The sequence below is a fragment of the Terrabacter sp. Soil811 genome (assembly GCF_001429655.1).
GTDB lineage: Bacteria > Actinomycetota > Actinomycetes > Actinomycetales > Dermatophilaceae > Terrabacter.
Genome location: NZ_LMSX01000008.1, coordinates 1,059,869 through 1,080,825, shown reverse-complemented (window position 1 = coordinate 1,080,825; position 20,957 = coordinate 1,059,869). Strand labels below are relative to the sequence as shown.

The window sequence follows — 20,957 nt, the reverse complement described above, 5'->3', positions numbered from 1 at the left end:
CCGCCTGCACGTGCAGGCGGGGGCTCAGTCGTCGATCGCCTTGGCGATCGCCGCGATGACCGGGATGAGCAGGAACACCAGCCACGACTCGGTGCGCAGGAATGCGGCGAGCGCGATGAAGGGGGCGAGGCTCAGCAGGACGCGTGCCACCGTGCCGCGTGGCCCCTGGTGGGGCGCCGACGGGCGGGACACGGCACCCCCGCGCGCCGGCGTGAGCCGCGGACGGGGCTCGGGCAGGTCGACGAAGAGCGAGGTCAGGTCCCGGCGCACGACGGCGTCGGTGGCCCGGCCCCGCCGGTCCTCGTACTCGTTCGCGTCGAGCCGGCCCGCGGCGTGGTGCTCGGCGAGCGCCGCCAGCGCCTCGTCGCGTTCGGCGCTGCCGATGCGGATGTCGCCGTCGTCGACCATGGGACGAATCTAGGCGCTCAGGACTGCGACGGTCCCTCGTCCGGCTGGAGGCGCAGCGAGATGGAGTTGATGCAGTAGCGCTGGTCGGTCGGGGTGTCGTAGCCCTCGCCCTCGAAGACGTGCCCGAGGTGCGAGCCGCAGTTGGCACACCGGACCTCGACGCGCTTCATGCCGAAGGCGCGGTCCTCGATGTACTCGACCGTGTCCCCGGCGAGCGGGGAGTAGAAGGACGGCCAGCCGCAGTGCGACTCGAACTTCGTGTCGCTGCGGAAGAGCTCGCTGCCGCAGGCTCGGCACGAGTAGACGCCCTGCGTCTTGGTGTCGGTGTACTCACCCCGGAAGGCCGGCTCGGTGCCGGCCTGTCGCAGGACCTTGTACTCGGCCGGCGTCAGGGCTGCGCGCCACTCCTCGTCGGTGCGCTGGACGGCATACGGCTTGTCGGAGGTGTTGTGGTGGCTCATGTCCAGACCAACGCCACGTCACCCGGGTTTGTGCCCGCCCGGCGACGGCGTGGTCCTTACGAGGTCTTACGGGCCGGGTGAGCGCGTGCCACGAGGGCCCCGGCGGGTGGCCGGGGCCCTCGTGCTGCTCGGCCCGGGATGGTCCGGGCCGGGCAGGGTCGCTGCGTGCCGGACTACTTCTTGTTCGGCGGGACCGTGCAGGTGGCCGTCGCCGTGTTGCCGGCGGCGTCCGTGGCCGTGACGAGCAGGTCACCACGGACGGTGACGTGCCAGTCGACCATCCCCTCGAAGGGGACCGACGACGGCGTCGCGCCGAGCGCCTGCGTCATCTTGATGTACGTGCCGGGGCCGTACGGCCCGAAGGTGGCACCGGTGGCGGTGTCGGAGACCGTCACCGTCGTGCCCGGCAGGTTGTCGGCGGCGACGAGCTGGTAGAAGCCGGCCTTCTTGTAGCCGGGCGGGGTCACGCCGTCCGGGTTGACACCGGGACCGCACGAAACGGTCGGCGGGGTGACGTCGTTGACCTTGATCGTGACGGTCTGGACGAACTCCGGCCCGGCCTCGGCGCCGTTGACGAGGAAGGTCGTCGTGCACGTCAGCGTCGAGCCCTGGGGGGCGTCCGCGGCGACGGTGATCGCCTCGTCGAGGACGACGTCGCTGCCGCTCGTGACGGTCTGGGGCAGCGACGGCGTGAACGCGATCGACAGACCCGTGGCGCACGAGACGTTCGCCGTGACCTCGGCCGGCAGGTTGCCCAACCCGGCGAGGATCGTGCTCGCGACATTGCCCGGGGTCACGCTCGGGAAGAACGTCCCCGACGTGGCGGCCGCGATGCGCTGCGCCTGACCGGTGGCGTTGAGGCCGTCGGCGCCTCCGGACTCGACGTTGATGGCGATGACCTGGGCGCCGACGCCCGTCAGGGACGCCGTGGCGTCGGCCTCGCTGTGCCCGCCGCTCGGGTCGTGCCCGCTCGCGTCACCGAACCAGACGACGATGCGTGAGGAGTCGGGACGGAACGCGATGGCGTTGCCGCCGGAGCCGACCTCCCACAGCGCGTTGATCTGGCCCTCGGGCGTGTCGCCGCCGCCGGACGCCGAGAGGCTGTCGATCGCGGTCTGGGCCGTGGCCTGGCTGCCCGTCAGGCCGGTCTCCACCTGGAAGAACTCCGCCCCGTCGCCCACGTCCTTGTACGACGCGATGGCGAACTGGGCCTGTGGCTGGGCTCCCTGGACCGTGGAGACGATCGAGCCCATCTCGGACTTCACGTTGGCGATCGCCGGACCCATGCTGCCGGTCTCGTCGACGACGAGGACGATGTCGGGCTTCGGCGGGATCTCCGGCGTGCTGACGGTCTTGGTGAGATGGACGGTGTCGCCCGGGTTGACGGACGCGTCGTAGGTGGCCGGACTGACGCCGGCCCCCATCGCGAGGGCGGGCGTGGCGACGAGCGCCCCGGCTGCCGCGATGCTGAGTGCGCCGCGGCGCATGGTGCTGAACACGGGTGTCCCCTTTCGTGGGACGAGACGGTGAGAAGCGGCGCGCGGAGCAGGTCCTCGCACCCCGAGGCGGGCAGGTGGTGACCGTGACCCCGAACGGCACCTCTCGACCGCGACCGGCCCGACGGGCGGGCCGGGGAACGATCGGGGTGTGCGGCTCGCCGCCCGTGGTCCCCGAGGCTCCCGAAGTACGGTGCCCCGAACGTCCGATTTGATACGTCTGGTCCGCATACCGCGCCTGCGGCGGCACGCCCTCCCACGACGTGGGCGGGTCGTTTGCGACGATGGGCCCGTGCAGGTGCGCCGTCTCGTCTCGCGTCCGGTGCTCGTGGCCGCGGCCGCCGGCACGGGTTCGGTGCTCGGCGCCGCCGGAGGCTCGGTGGCTGCTGCTGCGTACTTCGCCCGCCGCGTCATCACGCCCGACGAGCTGCAGCCCGACGACGTCGAGATCCTGCGCCACGACGGCGGGACCGTCACCTTCTCCGTCACTCCCGAGACGGTCGTGCCCGGCCGCTACGGCGTCTGGCTCGAAGGGGGAGCGGGGCACGCGCGGGTCGGCGAGATCGTCGACGCGGACCCGGAGTCGGTGACGCGCCGACTCATGGCCGTCGACCGGGGCGCGATCGAGACCGGGCCCGCCCGCTGGAACCAGTACTACTTCTGGGACCGGCCGTCGGTGAGCCTGGGCCTGCCCGACGAGGACGTGGCCATCCTGTCCGACGTCGGTCCGCTGCCGGGCTGGGTGGTGCGTCGGGAGGACGGCTCGACCGGGTCCGACTGGGCCGTGCTCGTGCACGGACGCGGCGCACGCAAGGAGGAGACGCTCCGGGCCGTGCCGGTGCTGCGCGAGGCCGGGTGGACGAGCCTCGTCACGGCGTACCGCAACGACCGCGACGCGCCGCGAGGCCCGGACGGGCGCTACAACCTCGGCCTGTCCGAGTGGCGCGACGTCGAGGCGGCCATGGGGTATGCCGTGTCGCACGGTGCCCGACGCATCCTCCTTCTCGGGTGGTCGATGGGCGGCGCCATCGTGCTCCAGGCGCTCGACCGGTCACCGCTGTCCGACTACGTCGTCGGCGTGGCGCTCGACTCCCCGGTCATCGACTGGGGCGTGGTGCTGCGTCACCACGGCCGGTTGCACCGGGTGCCGGGCCCGCTCGTGCGGGTCGCGACCGACCTCATGGGCTCACGCCGCACGCGCCGGCTCGTCGGGGTCCACGAGCCGATCGACGTCGCCCGCACCGACTGGGTCGCACGCGCGGGCGAGCTCCGTTCCCCCATGCTCGTCATCGCCTCGGACGGCGACGACTTCGTGCCGATCGGTCCCGCGGTGGCCCTGGCGGGTCGCCGGCCCGACCTCGTGCGCCTCGAGCGGTGGGACACCGCTCGGCACTGCCGAGAGTGGAACTACGACCCGGACCGCTGGGAGCGCGTGCTGCGCGACTTCGTCCACGGGTTCGACGAGCGTCGCTGAGCCCCCGTCGTCCCCGTCGTCAGCGTCGGACGTACCAGCGGCCCATCAGCGTCGCGTCCTGCGCGACGAGCACCTCGAGGTCGAGGTCAGCCGGAATGCCCTCGGGGCCGACCGGCCGCGGGTGCTCGCCGCCGACGACGTGCGGGGCGATGGTGAAGCACAGCTCGTCGAGCCGGCCGGCCGCGAGGAAGGAGCCGAGGAGGCTCGGCCCGCCCTCGGTGAGCACCTGGTCCCATCCACGGCGGTGCAACGCCTCCACGAGGGCTGCGACGTCGACCGACTCGTCACCACAGACGAGGACGTTGTCCTCGCCGAGGTCACGGCGCGCCGAGTCGAGTCCGGGCGCCGAGGCCGGAACGGCCATGAGCGCCCGCCCGTCCCGACAGCCGCTCAGCGTCGAAGGCACGTGCCCGCGGTTGCTCACGGCGACGAGGGGCAGCGCGTCGGGGAGGCCCTGGTGACGGCGTAGCTCGACGAGTGGGTCGTCCACGGACAGCGGAGGATAGCCCTCGGCGCGGATCGTCCCGGCCCCGACCACGACGACGTGGCTCAGGGCTCGGAGCACCTCGAAGACGACGTGGTCGGCGTCGTTGTTGATCGAGCCCGAACGTCCGTCCGCGCCCGTCGCAGCGCCGTCGAGGCTCGTCACCATGTTGCAGCGCACCCAGCGGTCCTGCGGTGCGGCATAGGCGCCGAAGAGCCCCGCCGCGTCGAGGTCGGAGAGGGCGGGACGTCCGGAGTGACCGGGCAGGAGCAGGCGCATGGGGCCAGTATCGGCGAGGGTCGGTCTCGCCGCGCGGATCGGTGACCTCACATCCCGTCGCGCCGGTCTCCGGTCGGGCAGGATGACGCCATGGGCAAGGGCGCGAAGGGCAAGAGCAAGAAGTCAGGGAAGTCGTCGGGCAAGGAGGGCGGCAAGATCTCGAGCAAGAAGGCGGCCAAGCTCGAGGCCCAGGCCGCCGAGGACGAGGTCATCGCGGCGCACGAGGAGGCGGCCGTCGAGGAGATCCAGGACGTCGCCAACGCCCTGCGCGTCGGCAAGGGCTTCGTCCTCGCCGACGTCGACACGTCGGGGACTCCCGGCTTCACCGGGAAGAAGCTCGAGGGCAAAGCGGCGCTCAAGGCCTGCGAGGCCGAGCTGTCCGACCTGCTCGAGCGGCTCTTCGCGGAGTCCACGACGGGCTCGAAGCGGTCACTCCTGCTCGTCGTGCAGGGCATGGACACCTCGGGCAAGGGCGGCATCATGCGCCACGTCATCTCCGTCAACCCGCAGGGCGTCAAGGCGACCGGCTTCAAGGCACCGACGAAGGAGGAGCTGGCGCACGACTTCCTCTGGCGCATCGAGAAGGCCCTGCCCGGCGCAGGCCAGCTCGGGGTCTTCGACCGCTCGCACTACGAGGACGTCCTCATCGTGCGAGTCCACGACGTCGTGCCCGAGGCCGTGTGGTCCAAACGCTACGCGCAGATCAACGCCTTCGAGCGCAAGGTGATTGCCGCGGGCACGACCGTCATCAAGGTGATGACGCACATCTCGAAGGAGGAGCAGAAGGCGCGGCTCATGGAGCGCCTCGACCGTCCGGACAAGTACTACAAGTACAACCCGGGCGACGTCGACGAGCGCGGCCACTGGGGCGACTACATGGAGGCGTACCAAGCCGTCCTCGACAAGACCTCGACGGTCGGGGCGCCCTGGCACGTCGTGCCGTCGGACCGCAAGTGGTACGCGCGCCTCGCGGTGCAGCAGCTGATCCTCGAGGCCCTGCGCGGGATGAACCTCCAGTGGCCGCAGGCCGACTTCGACGTCGAGGCGGAGAAGAAACGCCTGTCGGCTAGCTGACGCACCAAGCACGCGACGAGCGTCGGCGCTCGACGTGCCCCCGACCCGAGGACGTATGCCGCCCAACGGGTTTCGCGTGAGCGCCTGCGTCGTCAGCCGGTTCGTTCGATGACGGCCGTCGCCGCGCCGGCGATGTCGACGTCGAGCGATCCGAACGAGTGTCCGCGTCGACCCGCGATCCGGCTGGCGACGAAGGCGTCGGCGACGGGGCCGGGGGAGTGCCGGACGAGCAGGCTCGCCTGGAGGCCGAGGGCGAGGCGCTCGACGACGACGCGTGCACCGAACGACGCCTCCGGCGACGTGGGTTCGAGTGAGCGAGCTTGCGCGAGAGACGACTCCACGTGGGCGTCGAGCTCGGCGCTCTGCCCGCGGACCTCGTGCAGCTCCTTCGTCAAGGCCTCGAGCGTCGTCGGTTCACGTGTGACGGCACGCATGACGTCGAGGGCGTTGACGTTGCCCGAGCCCTCCCAGATCGAGTTGAGGGGCGCCTCGCGGTAGAGGCGCGCGAGACCGTTCTCCTCGACGTAGCCGTTGCCGCCGAGGCACTCGAGCGCCTCGGCCACCATGGGCGCCGTGCGCTTGCACACCCAGAACTTGCCGAGCGCCACGCCCAGCCGGGCGAGCTCGGTCTCACCGGTGTCGACGGCGTGGGCGAGGCGGAGGCCGAGGACGGTCGCGGCCTCCGCCTCGAGGGCGAGGTCGGCCAGCACGTTGCGCATCAGGGGTTGGTCGACGAGCAGCGCGCCGAATGCTCGCCGGTGCCGCGCGTGGTGCACGGCCCGGGCCACCGCGTCACGCATCGTCGCCGTCGAGCCGAGGATGCAGTCGAGACGCGTGGCGCCGACCATGTCGATGATGGTGCGCACCCCGCGGCCCTCGTCACCGAGTCGGCTGCCCCACGTGCCCTCGAGCTCGACCTCGCTCGAGGCGTTGGAGTGGTTGCCGAGCTTGTCCTTGAGGCGTTGGAGGGCGAAGGGGTTGCGCGTGCCGTCGTCGAGGGCGCGCGGCACGACGAAACAGGTGAGGCCGCCCGGCGCCTGGGCGAGCACGAGGAAGACGTCGCTCATCGGGGCCGAGCAGAACCACTTGTGGCCCGTGAGCCGGTACGTCTCGCCCGGCAGCGCCCCACCCGGGGTGGCGACCGCTCGGGTCGTGTTGGCGCGCACGTCCGAGCCGCCCTGCTTCTCCGTCATGCCCATGCCCGAGATCGCCCCGGCCTTCTGCGACACCGGCCGGATGCCGAAGTCGTAGTCGCGGCTCGCGAGGGCCGGGAGCCAGCGAGCACCCAGGGTGGGGTCGTGCCGCAGGGCCGACCCGGCGGCATACGTCATCGAGACGGGGCAGCCGTGTCCCGCCTCCACGCGTGACCAGAGGACGAAACCGGCCGCGCGACGCACGTGGGCGCCGGAGTTGGCGGGCGACGTCCACGGCTCGGCCGTGAGGCCGGCGCCGACGGACTGGGTCATGAGCCAGTGCCACGACGGGTGGAAGTCGACCTCGTCGATGCGGTTGCCGCGCGCGTCGTGCGTGCGCAGGACCGGTGGGTTGGTGTCGGCGAGCCGGCCGTGCTCCTGTGCCTCCGCGGTGCCGGCGAGCGCCCCGAGGGGGGCGAGGTCCGAGATGGCCGCGGGGCCGGCCCAGCGCTCCACCGCCTCCCGCAGAGCGGCGTCGTCGGAGAGGAAGTCACCGCCGACGAAAGGGGGCACCTGGTTGGTCACCTCGTGTGTGCTCACCCCGCCGAGACTAGGCGCCGACCGGCCGGCGCGAGCCGCCGGGCGCGTGTCGCGCCGGTCACGCGTGCGACGCGTGGTCGCTCCGCCGTTAGCCTCGGAGACGATGAGCGTGCGGACGAGGATGCGGGCAGTGCTGGAGCGAGTGCCGTTGGGCGTCCCGCTCGCGCGACTGACCCTGGAGACGATCCGGGTGTGCCTGCGCTACCGCGTTACCGGGCTCGCGGCGGAGGGCGCCTTCTTCATGCTGCTCAGCCTGCCGCCTCTCGTCCTCGGGCTCTTCGGTGGCCTCGGCTTCGTCGGCGGTTGGATCGGTGCCGACACGATCAACAGCGTCGTGTCGGCCATCGAGGTCTACGCCTCGCGCTTCTTGTCCGAGTCGAGCATCAACGAGCTGCTCCTGCCGACCATCAACGACGTGCTGAAGGGCGGGCGCGTCGACATCATCTCGGTCGGCTTCATCCTCTCGCTGTGGTCGGGGTCGCGGGCCCTCAACGTCTTCGTCGACACCGTCTCGATCATGTACGGGCAGAAGGACGCTCGCGGCATCGTGCACATGCGCGCCTTCAGCCTGCTGCTCTACACGCTCGGCATCCTCGCCGCGATCCTCGTGCTGCCCCTCATGCTGCTCGGGCCGGGGCTGCTCGCCTCGTGGCTGCCGGACGCGGCGGCGACCGTGACCAAGGCGCTCTACTGGCCGACGCTCATCGTCTTCAGCGTGCTGCTGCTCGCGTCGATGTACCACGTGTCGACGCCTCGACGGAGCCCGTGGCGGCGCGACGTGCCTGGCGCCCTGCTCGCCATGGCGATCTGGGTCGGCGCCTCGTACGTCGTCCGGATCTCGGTGGAGGCGTCGATGGGCGGATCGTCGATCTACGGGCCGCTGAGCACGCCCATCGTGCTGCTCATCTGGCTGTACGCGCTGGCCGTGGCGATCCTCATCGGCGCGGGCCTCAACGCTGCGGTCCGCGTCCTGTGGCCCGTCGACCTGCACGAGGGCGCGGACGTCCGGCTGGTCAACTGGGCGATGGAGGGCGCGGGAGGGCTGATCTCTCGCCCGGACCCGGAGGCGGGTGGCGATGGACCGACGGCGGATGCCGACCCGCCCGCGACGTTCGACGGCGTCGACGTGCCGGCCGACGACGTCGGGGCGCACGGGCGCCGAGGGCGTGACCAGCAGTACGTGAGCAGCGACCACGGACCCATCAAGGCGGCCATCCAGCGCGGCGTGGGGGAGGGGGCCAGGGACGTCATCGATACCGCGACCGGGGCCTCTGCTCGGGGCTCGGATGAGGCTCCGGATCAGGCCTCCGATCAGGCCTCCGATCAGGCCGCGAGACGGGGCTGAGGGGCTGGCATCGTGCCGACGACGGCCGGTTTTGTATCTCGTGGATCGATCGGCTAATGTCTACCAAGCACCGAGCGGGGAAGTTACACCGCTGGTGTTCCCGCGGACGTAGCTCAGTTGGTAGAGCGCAACCTTGCCAAGGTTGAGGTCGCCGGTTCGAGCCCGGTCGTCCGCTCGGAGGCAAAGATCCACTTGCCTTCCACGGTGGAGTGGCCGAGAGGCGAGGCAGCGGCCTGCAAAGCCGCGTACACGGGTTCAAATCCCGTCTCCACCTCGGTGAGACACCACGCAGTACCAGCAACACCCAAGGGCGATTGGCGCAGCGGTAGCGCGCTTCCTTGACACGGAAGAGGTCACTGGTTCAAACCCAGTATCGCCCACCAGCACGAGACGGCCCCTGACCAGCGGAGACGCTGGTCAGGGGCTGTCGTGTTGTGTGGGTTCGGGCGGGCAGATCTCGGACTGAGTGACCAAGTGAGTGACTATCGATCCAGATCGTGGCCCCGACGCTCCGAGCACGTCTGTCACGGCTCCTGGCCGAAGAAGGCGCAGGGCGAGGTGGCCTCGCGGCAGCTGGTTCTCCGGTATGTCCACGCCGTATTCGTCGACCGCATTTCGATCGGAACGGTCAGGCCGTACCGGCGTGTCAGCTGCTCGCGCTCCGCAACGCCTCGGAGCACCGGCAGGGCGCTGGCCCCTGATATTCGATCCACGTCGGACTCCGGCCATCGGGCCATGAGGTGGACTTTCACCTGAACGGCCACGTGCCGCAGGGTGTAACGCGTACCGCCCGGCGGTTCTCTGGCGCGGGGAGGCTCGGACGCGGTTTCATGGGGTGCGGGTTCGACACAGCGATTGCGGAGGGCGACATGAGCACTGAAGGTCGATCATGAGCAGGCCGAACGTGGTGCCGGGGGACCCCTCACACGTCTCCGTCAACGCGGGCCGCCTCTGGACGGGTGGCCTCGCCACCGCGTTGGTGGTCGCACTGACCGCCTGGATTGGTGTCCTTCTTGCCCAGGGCGTGCTGGACGTCAGCCTGGCGAAGACGGCCGTCGTCCTGAACGTCAGCAACTCGCTCGGACTCAACTACGCCGTGACGGCCTTCCTGGCCGCGGTCGCGGCGACAGGCCTCGCCCATCTCCTGTCGGTGACGACGCCGAGGCCCCGGTCCTTCTTCTCCTGGATCGTCGGGCTGGCGACGGTGGGCGCCATGATTCTCCCGTTCACCCGAGACGGCTCGACTGCGAGCAGGGTCGCCGTCAGCATCATCAACCTCGTTGTCGGACTGTGCATCGGATCGCTGCTCACCGCGGTCCTCTCGCGCACGGTCGTCGATGCTGAGCGTTCCTGGCAACGGCGCTGACTGCTCGGGAGGGCCCCTGCCGGCCGGCGCAACAGGCCAGGCGATCCTCGCTGTAGACGAGTCGCACGTGGACCTGGGGCGCAGCCCCATCGATGACCTCGACATCGCGGTCGCGGAGTACATCGACTGGTTCAACCACCGACGCCTACACGGCGAGATCGGGCTCATCCCACCCGTCGAGCTCGAAGACCAGCACTACCGACAGAACCCCGCGACGGCTACCGTCAAAACGTCAGTTCTGAGCCTCCACCACTAAACCCGGAACGGGCCAATGCTGTTGTGGGGTCCAAACACGTCAGCTCTTGCGGATCCGCCTCCGCCATGTGCGGCGGGGGTTCACCCACCGGAGGCCGTCCTCGTCCATACTGACGGAGTTGCCCTCCACGGCGTGCTTCGGAACGTACGGCTCCGCCCTCGGCCCTTGTGCACCCCGCCGAGTCGGATGCCTCAGCCGATATGCGACGCGCCCCGTGAGGAACAACAGCAGCTCGAGAACCACGATGAAGCCCACGCTGAGCCACAGACCCGCAAGCGCAGTCCACCAGAACTCGTTCTCGATGTGCTCATCGATCTGAAGGTGGCCCACGGCGAGAACCGGGGCGGTCAGGGCAAGGCAGAGCAGCATCCTCGGCCACCGCACCTCGCCGTGTCCCAGGTCCGCCCGGTCGCCCGTGTGTGGCAAGACCGGTGCACCGGGGCCATGGTTGATGGCGGGCTCGCCAAGCTGATCCGGTCGCGCGTGTTCACCCTTCACTCGTAAAGCTGGTGGAACGGTCGGGTGACGCAGCCACCGCCCGACCGATTCCCTGGAGAGGACCATGATGAAGCCGAGGACAATCCAACCCAGTCCCCATAAGTAGGGGACCCATTCGGACCACAAGGACGTGGTCTGGTCCTCCGTCAACCGCAGGGCGATCCACGTCACAAAGACAAAGGACACGACGTAGTCGGCGAAGTCCCTCGCTGGCGTGCCTGACCCATCGTCGCTCGTGACCGGCCGCCTGGTATCACGTGACGGATCAACCGGCCCAGCGAACGGCTCGTCGGCTCGCTCGGACTCGCCTCCCACAACCCGAGTATGACCGTCCGTGCACGGCGGCGGACCTCGATCCGGAGGATCCCGAGCCCGGGCACGCCGCCGTGTCAAGCACCTCGATAGCCGACGGAACACCCTCGCCTGGCACCGCCGTCGGGTTCTCCTGCAGCAGCACCGGGTCGGGCTCCACGGTGTGCTCGGTCGACGTGCCCGCCGGAACCCCCATCACCCTCCAGGCCGACCCTGACGCAGAGGAGACAGCTTCGACCACTGGTCCTCCGCGCCGTCAGAGTGCATCAGCGTCCGCGCCATCGTCGTGGCCAGGTTCGGGATGCTCCGGCCGACCGCGCACGCTGCCTGGTTCCAGCCCACGGTTACGTGACAGCCGGCGCCGGAGGGCGTCGGCGCGTTCGAGCATGGCGACGCAGTGCCCGAGCCCGGGGTGCTCGAGGGCCGGCAGGCAGGCCATGAGGACGTCATCGTCCGATGCGCCCTGTGGCAGTTCGGCCAGGGAGAGTCCCAGCAGGTAGAGCACCCACGAAGCATGCCTCAGCGCCACGTTCGCGGCATAGGCGAACTCCACTGCCTCACGCCCGACCCTGACGCCGTCGTCGTGGAGGGCGGCGAGATAGGCCTCGAGCACGATCGCCTCCACGCGCGGCAGGTCAGGCTCTGCCACCTCGACGAGCAGCTGGGCGAGGTCGCTGCCAAGTGGACCGGTGCCGACCATCTGCCAGTCGATGGCCCACACGTCCCAACCACCCTCGGCGGACCGCCGCACGACGAGGTTGTTCACGTGGGCGTCGTTGTGGCACAACGTCTGTTGCAACCAATCCAGAACCTCGACAAAGGGGGTCGGGTCATCCAGCGCAGCCACGAGCGGAGCCGGGTCGATGCCCATGGCGATCTCGAGGCGTCTGCGGCGAGCGGGCCGGTCCCACAGCAGGTCGTGCACGGCCTGGAGCTGGGGCAGGCACGCGTTCCGGAACCGCCCGACCAGGTTGCCGGTCAACCATGCTCGCTCAGTCAGCGGCGGGCCATGGACGTAGTGCGCCTGGAAGCGGCCGAGCGCTGCCGCGGCGACCGCGAACTCCTCGTCGTCGTAGCCCGACACGTGCGACACCTCGCCGATGTCCTCGAACAGGATCACGACAGCCTCGGGGTGTGCTTCGACAACGCCCAGGCACCGGGGAGCGCGTAGGCCCCAGCCGTGCTCCAGCAGGCCGCTGGTCGCGACGTCGGCCTCGCGCCTCCAGTAGATGACGGACTGAGGGGTCTGCCGGTCGTGCGGGTCGGGGCAGACGACCTTGGCAACCAGCGACCACGCTCGGTCGGTCCCGTTTGTCGTGGCGGTCCCGCGGAGTCGGGTCGCGGCACCGGATGTCGGGTTGTTGGCCGCCCCGAGAGCGAGCTCGGTGGTGGCCCAGTCGCCGACCTCGGCCGCCTCGTCGGCCAGGAGCCGCCGGACCGCAGCCGTCACGTCGCGACGTTGCTGGCCAAGGCCCACCCGAGACATGCACACCTCCCCGCCCACTGTCCCATCGGTATGCGCGGCGCGCAGGCCTTTAGCCCATGACCGTCCAAGGACTCAACTCCTCCGCCCCGGTCACTTCGTCCCGGGCGGCAGTTGGGTCCTGCCCAGGTTCAGCTCGCCGGTTGTGGCGGTGCTGTGGACGCCACTCTGACGAGGGGCAGTAGTTGTCCGGCCTGCGGCGGTAGCGAGGTCCGGGCACCTCGGTGATCGGGCTTCCAGTCGACCCGGGAGCCATGACGAGGACGCCGGCCTGGGTCGAGTGGGTGGGCTGCGTCCACCCGGGTCTTGACCGCGAATGTGAGCGATGCGGGTTGATCTGGACCGGGAAGATCCTCGTCGCGACGCCTCGCCGAGCTAGCGCTACGTTTCGGGTCACCATGCCGCGGGTGAGAAGCCGCATTCCGGTTTGGCTCGTGATCCAACGCTCGGTACACGGCGATGTGACGCGCGTGGCCGGGCTCGTGCCGGGCTCGTGCCGGGCTCGTGCCGCAGTCGCAAGCCCTTAGGCTCGGACCGTGGATGGCACCACTGTGGAGCGCTGGTTCGCCGAATACCTGGAGTTCGCGGTCGTGGCGCGCAGTGAGCACGATGTCGTAGAGCTCCTGCAGTGGTATTCAGTCCCGCTCACCATCACGCTCGATGACGCAGCCATCCAGATGGCCACGGCGGAGGAGGTGGTCGCCGTGGTCGGAGCCAAGTCAAACAGTTGCAGGCGGAGGGTTTCGTCCGCTCGGTGGAACTCGTCGGCGAGACCACCGTGCTGAACGGGTCGCCGGCGTTGCGAGGCGAGGAACTGGTGCGCCGGCGCGCCGACGACAGCGCCATCGAGCACGTGAACATGACCTACGTCCTCGTCAGGACCCAGGACGACGACATGCGCGTCGCGGTGATGGCCGTGCACGCATCGGGGACGTGAGACTAGAGGCGCGGAACCGGTCAGCGGTCGGTGGACGCGTCCCGGCGAAGATGGACGCACGTCAAACGCCCGACCGCGTGCCGGCCGCGGGCTTGTCGGGGGAGGGTCTGGCTCTGACCTTCGGAGAACCGGGCCGGGCGCACCGTCAGCCCGGCTCGGCGACGAGCTGGCTGCGTAGTGTCGCGGAGTCCGACTCGAGCCAGCCCTCCGCGGCCTTTCCGTCCTCGATGCGGAAGATCTCGATCCAGGTGGTCGTGACCTCGCGACCCGTGGCGGGGAGCCCCACGAAGTCTCACCGATGGGGCGCCGATCAGTGCGGCGGACCACCACCCGGTCACCGTCGAGCAACTCGTCCTCAAGCGTGGTGTGGAAGTCCGGAAAAGCCGCCCGGGTAGGCGGTGACAGCCTCGCCATACTCGCTGGGACCGACGATCCGCACGTCGAGGGTGTTGTGGCTGACGAACCCCGGGGCGAGGAACGCCACGGCCTCGCCGACGCTGCCCTTGTTCCACACTTCCTCGAAGAAGTGACGTGCAGCAGCCCTCACCTCGTCTTCGGACATTCTCGCCTCCCCGGCTCGCGAAGCCGTGCAGTGCGCGGAGGCTTCGTTCCCTGTCAGTAGACGGTGAGCCCTCACGGTCAGCAACGGCCTCGGACGGCAGATCTGAATCCTGACCAGCGTGGCCGAGCATGCCGGACGAGCCGACGTGGGCCGAGACGGTGCCCTGCAGGCGGTGGTGTGGTCGACCGTGCGCCGAGCAGCGAAGGACGTCGGACCCGAGCTCTGTAGGAAGACTTCCTGCGTCGCCCGGCGCGATCGTCCTGCGCTGCTCGATGCGTCAGGGCGGCGCTGTTCAGCCGGCCGTGAGCGGGCGGTCAGGGCGCCGTGACCAAGGCCGGCGAGCTGAGGTCTACGGAGGCGGGCAGCGGCCTGAATCCCTTTGCGATCAGCCAGATCGGGAAGAACACCAGCTCGAACAGCCCCCCGGGGACAACGAGGAGCATGCCGGCTCCCGCGCTCATGTCGAGGACGCCGAGGAGGTCGAGGGGGACTCCGATGGTGAGCGCGGCGTAGCCCACGAGACCGAGCAGGGCGATGGGTCGCGGGACCAGCCGGCCGACGACGAGCAGGAAGCACAGGATGATGCCGCCGATGCCGGTCGGGACGTAGACCCACAGCAGGTGGTTCGGGAAGGCCTCCGACGCGGCCAGAAGGTAGACACCGCAGGCTGCAGAGACGAGGCACTCGACAACCCTGAGGACTGGGTACCAGAGGGCCAGGGTCGGGTTGACCGGCTTCAGCACCGGGTACATCAGCAGGCCGATCCCGACGACAGCCAAACCGGACACAGACATCAGCGCGACGCCGACCGTCATCGGCGCCCGATCAGGGTTGCCGTCGATGAACGCCTGGATCAAGGACGTGCCGAACATGGCCGTGACCATCTGAACGACGAACAGGATCCCGACGGCCATCGCCACCCGCCTCCTGGACAGCGGACCCCTCGCGCTGGACCTCGGGGCGGTGGTGGTGCTCATGGTGGTCATGGCGTGCCCTTCCGATTGCGTCAGGAGCGGTTCGAAAACTCGTCTCTAACGGTGTTAGATTGGAGTTCGGACGCTACTCTAACGGCGTTAGATTGTCGAGGGCTCGGGCGCCGGACGACGGACCACCAGGAGAGGCGGGACCCATGGGCCGTAGGCCGACCGAGGTCGCTAACAGGGCACCGTTGAACGCGGAACGGACGCTGCAGGTCGCGCTCGCTATCGCGGACAACGAAGGCCTGGAAGCGGCCACGATGCGCAGGCTCGCACGCGAGCTGGGCGTCGAGGCGGCCTCGCTCTACCACCACGTCAACGGCAAGAACCAGATTCTGGACGGCTTGGTCGAGGCCGTCGCCGCCGAGATCGAGCGCCCCATGCCATCCACGGACTGGCGGACCGCGATCAGCGAGCGTGCCGTGAATACCCGCGCGGTCCTACGCCGCCATCCCTGGGCCGTGAGCCTGATGGCGTCCAGGACGAGCCCCGGGCCGGCCACCCTAGGACTCCTGGAGACGGGGATCCGGTGCTTCCGCGAGGATGGGTTCTCCGTCCTGCAGGCTGCCCATGCGATCTCCGTGGTCGACAGCTACGTGCACGGCTTCGTGCTCCAGGAGGTGAACCTCCCCTTCCGAAATGAGTCGGAGCTGGCCGCCATGACTGGGGCGATCATGGAGACGTTTCCCGCCGCCGAGTTTCCCTACCTCTTCGAGATGACGGTCGAGCACGTCCTCAAGCCGGGCTACGACTACGGCGACGAGTTCCACTCCGGGCTGAAGGTCGTACTCGACGGTGTCGCTGCGTCGCTCGTCGCGCCGTAGATGGACTCGCCCCCGGACCGGTTCATCGTCGACTTCCCGGGCGCCGAGCGGACCGCATATATCGACGCCTTGAAGAGGCAGCGCAAGGCGCCCAAGACCGTTGCGGCGTTCGACCTGACGTTCAGTGCGCCGTAGTCGGTGTCGGTCGCATGGGCACTCGCTGACGAAGCGACACGCCAGCGTATCTACGCCGCACACGCGGCGACGGAGTTCGCATCGCGTATGCCGAGAGCACCGTCTTCGCCACACGTACGGGGCATGGGGGAGTGGTGTCTCATCCCTCGAGGAACGCGCGCAGCCGAGCGGCGCAGTCGCGGACCGGTGAGCCCGGGAACAGGTGGCCGACGGAGATGGCTGCGTAGGCCAGATCCCACCCTCGTGTCGAAGGCCCGGCGCCGTCCCAATCGATGAAGACCAGCCGATCCTCGTCGATGATGAGGTTCCACGATGCGAGGTCGTTGTGGCAGAGAAGGTCAGGCTCCGGGGTGGGAAAGGAGCACGGGGGCTGCTTGTCGTGCGGGTCACCTCGCGCAGACTCTCGGGGGAGTGACTGGGACCAGGCCGTGTTGGCCAAGGGGCATCCCTTGAAGGTTGTCACGGCCGCCGATCAGCAGCTGGCGCCGATGACCGGGGATGTCGTTGACCGCGTGTAGGCCTCGGTTAGCCGGTGGCTCTACGGTTTGAACGTGATCACGAGCGCGGCCCAGGTGCCGGCGATGGTGCCGTCTGCAGTGAAGGTGCCCACTGAGGTGGGGAGCTGGTAGGCCCTTCCGAGGCTCGCCTTGGACACTGCCTGGGCGGTGAGGGCGGTCCACGAGGTGGTCCATGTGGGGGTGGTGGCCCTCGTGAACGTGGCCACGGCGCCGAAGACGACTTCGCGGGGTGCCGTGGTCGTGGCCGTCAGCCCGGAGGCGTAGTTGGTGCTCGTGCCGGTGGCTGCAGCCGTGCGGTCCACGCGGGTCACGCCGGCGAGCTCGTCGGCCACCATCTGATAGGTGCTCGATCCGGGGAAGGTTGCCGTGATCTTCGCTCCTGTGGCGAGCGGCTTGGTGGCCAGCCCCGTCAGGACCAGGAGTCGACCGCCGCTCACCGGCACATCACGGGCGACCGTGTAGGTGTTGCCCGCCGTGTCGGTGGCCGCCACGGCTCCGGTCGTCGACTTGGCCGCGATCTGAAGTGTGATCACCACCAGATCCCCTCGGCCCACGCCAGCGACGGGACTCACGGTCACGGTTCCCGAGCTCTTTGTCGTGGTGGCTGAGCTGGTACCCAGCGTCGCGACGTAGGCGGGCTGCGCGGTTGTCGTGACGGTTTGCTGGGCGGTGGAGGCTTGCCCGGAGGTGTTGGTGACGGTGACGCTGGTCGTGAAGGTGCCGGTGGTGGTGTAGGTGTGRGTGGCGGTGGGGCCGGCTTGGGCGGGCACGGTGGTGCCGTCGCCGAAGTCGAAGGCGTAGGTCAGGTTCTGGCCTTGTGGGTCGCTGGAGGCGGATGCGTCGGCGGTCACCGGTAGCGGTGTSGTGCCGCTGGTCGGGTTCAGGGTGAGCCGGGCGACSGGSGCCTGGATGGGGGACGGGTCGCTCACGGCCAGCGTGATCGCCGCCGTGTCGCTCAGCCCGCTGACGTTCCGGACCGTCAGCGTCACCAGGTACGACCCTGCCGTTGTGTAGGTGTGCGTGGCGGTGGGGTTGGCTTGGGCGGGCACGGTGGTGCCGTCGCCGAAGTCGAAGGCGAAGGTCAGGCTCTGGCCTTGCGGGTCGCTGGACGCGGACGCGTCCGCGGTCACCGGCAGTGGCGCCGTGCCACTGGTCGGGCTGACGATCAACGATGCGGCGGGCGCCTGGACGCTCGAGGCCTTCGTCGCCGTGACCGTGGTGCTGGCGACACTGGTGAGCCCGCTGGCACTCGTCACCGTGACCGTGGCCGAGAACGTGCCTTGGCTCTGGTACTCATGGGTCGCCGTGGGGGCGGTCTGAGCAGGCAGGACCGTCCCGTCACCGAAGTCGAACGCATACGTCAGTGCGGCGCCCTGGGGATCGTTGGAGGCGGACGCGTCCGCCGTCACCATCAGGGGCGCAACCCCATCCGCCGGTGTGACGGTGAGCATGGCGGTGGGTGGCAGTACGGGTGGCGGTGGGGCGTTGACCGTGACGGTCCCACTGGCGGTGCCGGTGACGCCGGAGGTGTTCCGCGCGGTGACCCTGACGGTGTAGACCCCGCTGTTGAGGTACGTGTGGCTGAAGGTTGACTGCGCCTGCGGCGCCACCGTGGTGCCGTCACCGAAGTCGAAGGCGTAGCTGAGGACTTGGCCCTGTGGGTCCACGGAGGCGCTGGCGTCGGCCGTCACCACAAGGGGTGCGGTGCCCTGCGTCGGGGTGAGCGTCAGGTCGGCGACCGGCGGCTGGATGGGGACGGGCACGATGTCCGGCTGGAACTCGTAGGCGCCGAGGTCGTCATACAGGCGCGGTCCGGCTGCGTTGGCATTGCTGACGTTGGCGTCTCGCACCCTCGGGTAGCTCAGGATGTCGGTGGTCTGCTCACCCGGCACCCCGCTGTCGGCGCGGTCGATAGCGGGGGACCCCTCCTTGAGCTGAAGGTTCCAGGAAGGCTTGTCGAGGAACACGGGGTCTGCCTGTAGGCCTGCGCCCTCCTGCCCGGACACCGCCTTCATCGCGGTGAGGGAGCTGTACGTCGTTCCCCACGCGTACATCACCCCGGACTTGCTCAGGAAGACCAGATTGTGATCCACCAGGGTGGAGTTCTGGGCGCCGTCCCACACACCGATGTTGCCGGCCCGGCGAGCGCAGGCGATGCCTGAGTACGCGGGATAGACGGCGTTGTCGACGGCGATGTTGTTGGCTATGCGGTAGCTCCCCGACGTCGAGCCTTCGAGGTTGATCCCGCTCGTGCAGTTGTGGAAGACGGTGTTCCCGACGATCAGGCCTCCGGTGACGTTGAGGTTGTCGATGCCGTGGTCCCCGTTGTTGTACGAGACGTTCAAGGTGACGAGGTTGTTGTTGGCGCCGGTGTAGAGCTGGACACCCGTGTCCTCGTTGTCATGGGTGACGTTGCGGATGATGGTGTTGCCCGGACTGGTGACGTTGATGCCGTTGGCGTTCCGTTGCCAACCCTGGGCGTTGTAGCTCGACTCGTTGCTGCTGACCGTGTTGCCGGTCGACGTGTTCGTCACGTAGATCCCGGTGTCGCTGTTGTGGGTGGTGTTGTTGTTGGACACCGCCGAGTTGTTGGTGGCCCGGATGCTGATCCCGGGAGCCGTCGCTCCCTGCGCCTGCCGCCCCGTGTTGGTCACGGTGTTGCCGGTGACGGTGATGTGGTCGCTCTTGGTGACATAGACCCCGTCACCAGTGGTCGCGGTGAAGGTGAGGTTGGAGAGCGTGATGTAGCTCTTGCTCGAGATGTAGGCCCCGTTGGTCACGCCATTGCCGATCACCGGGCTGCGGCCCGGCCAGCTGGTGATCGTGACCGGTGCGCTGGCCGTGCCTGACACGGACGGCTTGACCGTCTCTGCGTAGCTGCCGTCTCCGATGTAGAGGGCGTTGCCGGGCTGCAGGCGGGCAACCCCCTTGGTGACCGTGCAGAACGGCGCCTCCTTCGACCCGGGCCCGGAGTCGCTGCAGGCGGAGACGGTCTTGTCCACGTAGAAGTCGCTGGCAACCGGCAGGGCTGGTGGAGTGCCGATGACGAACTCGTCGATGACACTGCCCGCACTGCACGTGAGGTCCTCACCCGGTGTGGACTGGTCGCAGATCGCCTGGAGCTTGATGCCGGTGTCGCCGACGTCGACCCGCAGGTGGGACAGGTGCATGGCGCGCATCGCGGTGCGCGGGTCTGAGCTGGTCCACGGCTGCTCGAGTGACGACGGCGCCCCCACGGTGACGTGCGTGACGCCCTGGATGGGCTGGAACCGCTCGTAGTCGTGCGAGTGGCCGTTGATGTTCAGCACGTACTTGCTGTAAGCCTCTCCGAAGCCGCCCAGGATGGAGGCGATCTGCGTCTCGCCCGCGTGGTAGCCGGTCGAGTACGCGGGACGGTGACCATAGGTGACGATGTACTTGATGTTCGGGTCGTCCTGCGCCTGGCGCATCAGCGGGCCGGCCTTGGACTGCCAATCGGCCCACGCGCCGGTCCAGGGCTCCGGGTACGACATGAACCGCACGGGGCCGGAGTCGAACCATCCCCAGTCGTCGCCGCAGCACGAGATCGCCGGAGACCCAGGAGAGGCAGCAGCATTGGGCATCAGCAGGCGACCCTTGTAGTTGCGCAGATCGTCCGAGCCCGGCACGTCGTACTCGTGGTTGCCCCAGGCGGGCATGTACGCGGCCCGTCCGCTCCAGCGCATCACGTCGTTGAAGTGCGTGTCGACGGCGCTCTGACCGCTGCTCCCGCTGTTGGCATACGTGAGGTCGCCCACCATGAGCACGAACGACGGGTCGTCCGCGCTGATGTTGTCGAGCGTGGTCCCGAGCTTGCCGAAGTGTGCCGTGTCACCGACGTCCCCGATGGCATCGAACCGGTAGTTCGTCGTCGGCGGGGCATGGAAGGTGTAGTCCGGGCCTCCGCCGATCGAGTAGTGGTACGTGCTGCCGGCACTGAGCCCCCCGATCTGCAGCTGCCAGAACGGGCCGGGTGACGACCACGGCATCACGCTCGGCGCCACTCCGGTGGCGGTGTTTCCGTAGTCAGTCGTCGTGCCCCAGCGCACGTCGTTGGCCGGCCCGCGCCAGTCGATGGCCACCGAGGTGGAGCCCGTGAACGTGTAGTGCACCTCGTCGGACACGGTTGCGGCCCACGTCGCCGAGGGTATGCCGCCAACGGCGAGCACCATCGCCGCGACCAGGCTCATCCCGGCAGTGCGCAGCGCCAGGCGTGCACGGGAGGACGCCGGGCGCGAAGGCCGGGGCGATGACAACAGTGTCATGCTTGGAACGCTAGGGACTCGACCCTCACTCGTGCCCCGCCGGACGCCCGAT

Annotated in this window: 18 protein-coding genes, 3 tRNA genes and 1 pseudogene; 10 read left to right on the top strand and 12 right to left on the bottom strand. The window is 69.3% G+C overall.

All coding sequences use genetic code 11. From position 1 onward, the window contains the following. Positions 1-24: 24 nt before the first annotated feature. The 3 genes from ASH01_RS15415 to ASH01_RS15405 all read right to left on the bottom strand — a co-directional run bounded on the left by ASH01_RS15415 (position 25) and on the right by ASH01_RS15405 (position 2,368). The gene (locus tag ASH01_RS15415) at positions 25-408 is read right to left on the bottom strand and encodes a DUF1707 SHOCT-like domain-containing protein (protein WP_056777440.1); all 384 of its coding nucleotides are present in this window, start codon (positions 406-408) and stop codon (positions 25-27) included. Between the two features lie 17 nt (positions 409-425). Further along, complete coding sequence (gene msrB / locus ASH01_RS15410) at positions 426-869, bottom strand: peptide-methionine (R)-S-oxide reductase MsrB (RefSeq protein WP_020145578.1); 444 nt, start codon at positions 867-869, stop codon at positions 426-428. Between the two features lie 173 nt (positions 870-1,042). Then, the gene (locus ASH01_RS15405; protein WP_056777437.1) at positions 1,043-2,368 is read right to left on the bottom strand and encodes a vWA domain-containing protein; all 1,326 of its coding nucleotides are present in this window, start codon (positions 2,366-2,368) and stop codon (positions 1,043-1,045) included. A gap of 289 nt (positions 2,369-2,657) precedes the next feature. Between ASH01_RS15405 and ASH01_RS15400 the strand changes: the two genes are divergently transcribed. Further along, complete coding sequence (locus ASH01_RS15400; RefSeq protein ID WP_056777436.1) at positions 2,658-3,839, top strand: alpha/beta hydrolase family protein; 1,182 nt, start codon at positions 2,658-2,660, stop codon at positions 3,837-3,839. 19 nt (positions 3,840-3,858) lie between these two features. Here the strand turns inward: ASH01_RS15400 and ASH01_RS15395 are convergent, their stop codons facing one another. Next, a complete protein-coding gene (locus tag ASH01_RS15395) occupies positions 3,859-4,602 on the bottom strand; it encodes a dihydrofolate reductase family protein (protein ID WP_056777433.1) in 744 nt (247 codons plus the stop codon). 90 nt (positions 4,603-4,692) lie between these two features. Between ASH01_RS15395 and ASH01_RS15390 the strand changes: the two genes are divergently transcribed. After that, complete coding sequence (locus ASH01_RS15390) at positions 4,693-5,676, top strand: polyphosphate kinase 2 family protein (protein WP_056777428.1); 984 nt, start codon at positions 4,693-4,695, stop codon at positions 5,674-5,676. A 92-nt stretch (positions 5,677-5,768) separates the two neighbouring features. On the opposite strand, the gene ASH01_RS15385 is transcribed toward ASH01_RS15390, so the two are convergent. Further along, complete coding sequence (locus ASH01_RS15385; RefSeq protein ID WP_056777424.1) at positions 5,769-7,409, bottom strand: acyl-CoA dehydrogenase family protein; 1,641 nt, start codon at positions 7,407-7,409, stop codon at positions 5,769-5,771. A gap of 121 nt (positions 7,410-7,530) precedes the next feature. Between ASH01_RS15385 and ASH01_RS15380 the strand changes: the two genes are divergently transcribed. The 6 genes from ASH01_RS15380 to ASH01_RS15355 all read left to right on the top strand — a co-directional run bounded on the left by ASH01_RS15380 (position 7,531) and on the right by ASH01_RS15355 (position 10,376). Further along, a complete protein-coding gene (locus ASH01_RS15380; RefSeq protein ID WP_235509633.1) occupies positions 7,531-8,754 on the top strand; it encodes a YihY/virulence factor BrkB family protein in 1,224 nt (407 codons plus the stop codon). A 102-nt stretch (positions 8,755-8,856) separates the two neighbouring features. After that, positions 8,857-8,929 (top strand) — tRNA-Gly (locus ASH01_RS15375). 28 nt (positions 8,930-8,957) lie between these two features. Further along, positions 8,958-9,028, top strand: a tRNA-Cys gene (locus ASH01_RS15370). A 34-nt stretch (positions 9,029-9,062) separates the two neighbouring features. Next, positions 9,063-9,137, top strand: a tRNA-Val gene (locus tag ASH01_RS15365). Positions 9,138-9,643: 506 nt separating this feature from the next. Further along, positions 9,644-10,120, top strand: coding sequence for a DUF6069 family protein (locus ASH01_RS15360; protein WP_056777420.1), 477 nt, complete (start codon positions 9,644-9,646; stop codon positions 10,118-10,120). 67 nt (positions 10,121-10,187) lie between these two features. Beyond that, positions 10,188-10,376: an IS3 family transposase gene (locus ASH01_RS15355; RefSeq protein WP_056777416.1), complete on the top strand. Its 189-nt coding sequence runs from the start codon at positions 10,188-10,190 to the stop codon at positions 10,374-10,376. 39 nt (positions 10,377-10,415) lie between these two features. Here ASH01_RS15355 and ASH01_RS15350 read toward each other — a convergent pair whose 3' ends face one another. Further along, entirely contained in the window at positions 10,416-11,189 is a 774-nt protein-coding gene (locus ASH01_RS15350) for a hypothetical protein (protein ID WP_056777413.1), read from the bottom strand. A gap of 253 nt (positions 11,190-11,442) precedes the next feature. After that, the gene (locus tag ASH01_RS15345) at positions 11,443-12,663 is read right to left on the bottom strand and encodes an ecdysteroid 22-kinase family protein (RefSeq protein ID WP_235509624.1); all 1,221 of its coding nucleotides are present in this window, start codon (positions 12,661-12,663) and stop codon (positions 11,443-11,445) included. A 542-nt stretch (positions 12,664-13,205) separates the two neighbouring features. Between ASH01_RS15345 and ASH01_RS24060 the strand changes: the two are divergent. Continuing rightward, positions 13,206-13,606, top strand: a pseudogene (locus ASH01_RS24060) (DUF6841 family protein). 145 nt (positions 13,607-13,751) lie between these two features. Here ASH01_RS24060 and ASH01_RS22605 read toward each other — a convergent pair. The 3 genes from ASH01_RS22605 to ASH01_RS15330 all read right to left on the bottom strand — a co-directional run bounded on the left by ASH01_RS22605 (position 13,752) and on the right by ASH01_RS15330 (position 15,082). Then, entirely contained in the window at positions 13,752-13,892 is a 141-nt protein-coding gene (locus ASH01_RS22605) for an ester cyclase (protein WP_082619872.1), read from the bottom strand. 69 nt (positions 13,893-13,961) lie between these two features. Further along, positions 13,962-14,168: a hypothetical protein gene (locus ASH01_RS23065; RefSeq protein ID WP_156415588.1), complete on the bottom strand. Its 207-nt coding sequence runs from the start codon at positions 14,166-14,168 to the stop codon at positions 13,962-13,964. Between the two features lie 314 nt (positions 14,169-14,482). Continuing rightward, positions 14,483-15,082 (bottom strand): DUF4386 domain-containing protein, encoded by a 600-nt coding sequence (locus tag ASH01_RS15330; protein WP_162260604.1) that lies wholly within the window; start codon positions 15,080-15,082, stop codon positions 14,483-14,485. A 215-nt stretch (positions 15,083-15,297) separates the two neighbouring features. Here ASH01_RS15330 and ASH01_RS15325 point away from each other — a divergent pair, with 215 nt between their 5' ends. Beyond that, positions 15,298-15,969 (top strand): TetR/AcrR family transcriptional regulator, encoded by a 672-nt coding sequence (locus tag ASH01_RS15325; protein ID WP_056777396.1) that lies wholly within the window; start codon positions 15,298-15,300, stop codon positions 15,967-15,969. Between the two features lie 274 nt (positions 15,970-16,243). Here the strand turns inward: ASH01_RS15325 and ASH01_RS24055 are convergent, their stop codons facing one another. Both ASH01_RS24055 and ASH01_RS15315 read right to left on the bottom strand, forming a co-directional pair. Beyond that, a complete protein-coding gene (locus ASH01_RS24055; protein ID WP_082619871.1) occupies positions 16,244-16,567 on the bottom strand; it encodes a phosphotransferase in 324 nt (107 codons plus the stop codon). A gap of 75 nt (positions 16,568-16,642) precedes the next feature. Next, entirely contained in the window at positions 16,643-20,830 is a 4,188-nt protein-coding gene (locus ASH01_RS15315) for a PKD domain-containing protein (RefSeq protein ID WP_162263886.1), read from the bottom strand. Positions 20,831-20,957: the final 127 nt, after the last annotated feature.

Coding starts and splice junctions, on each gene's coding strand:
- ASH01_RS15330 (WP_162260604.1), bottom strand. CDS start 15,082: ATGGCCGTCGGGATCCTGTTCGTCGTTCAGATGGTCACGGCCATGTTC.
- ASH01_RS23065 (WP_156415588.1), bottom strand. CDS start 14,168: ATGTCCGAAGACGAGGTGAGGGCTGCTGCACGTCACTTCTTCGAGGAA.
- ASH01_RS15360 (WP_056777420.1), top strand. CDS start 9,644: ATGAGCAGGCCGAACGTGGTGCCGGGGGACCCCTCACACGTCTCCGTC.
- ASH01_RS15325 (WP_056777396.1), top strand. CDS start 15,298: ATGGGCCGTAGGCCGACCGAGGTCGCTAACAGGGCACCGTTGAACGCG.
- ASH01_RS15380 (WP_235509633.1), top strand. CDS start 7,531: ATGCGGGCAGTGCTGGAGCGAGTGCCGTTGGGCGTCCCGCTCGCGCGA.
- ASH01_RS15390 (WP_056777428.1), top strand. CDS start 4,693: ATGGGCAAGGGCGCGAAGGGCAAGAGCAAGAAGTCAGGGAAGTCGTCG.
- msrB (WP_020145578.1), bottom strand. CDS start 869: ATGAGCCACCACAACACCTCCGACAAGCCGTATGCCGTCCAGCGCACC.
- ASH01_RS15395 (WP_056777433.1), bottom strand. CDS start 4,602: ATGCGCCTGCTCCTGCCCGGTCACTCCGGACGTCCCGCCCTCTCCGAC.
- ASH01_RS15415 (WP_056777440.1), bottom strand. CDS start 408: ATGGTCGACGACGGCGACATCCGCATCGGCAGCGCCGAACGCGACGAG.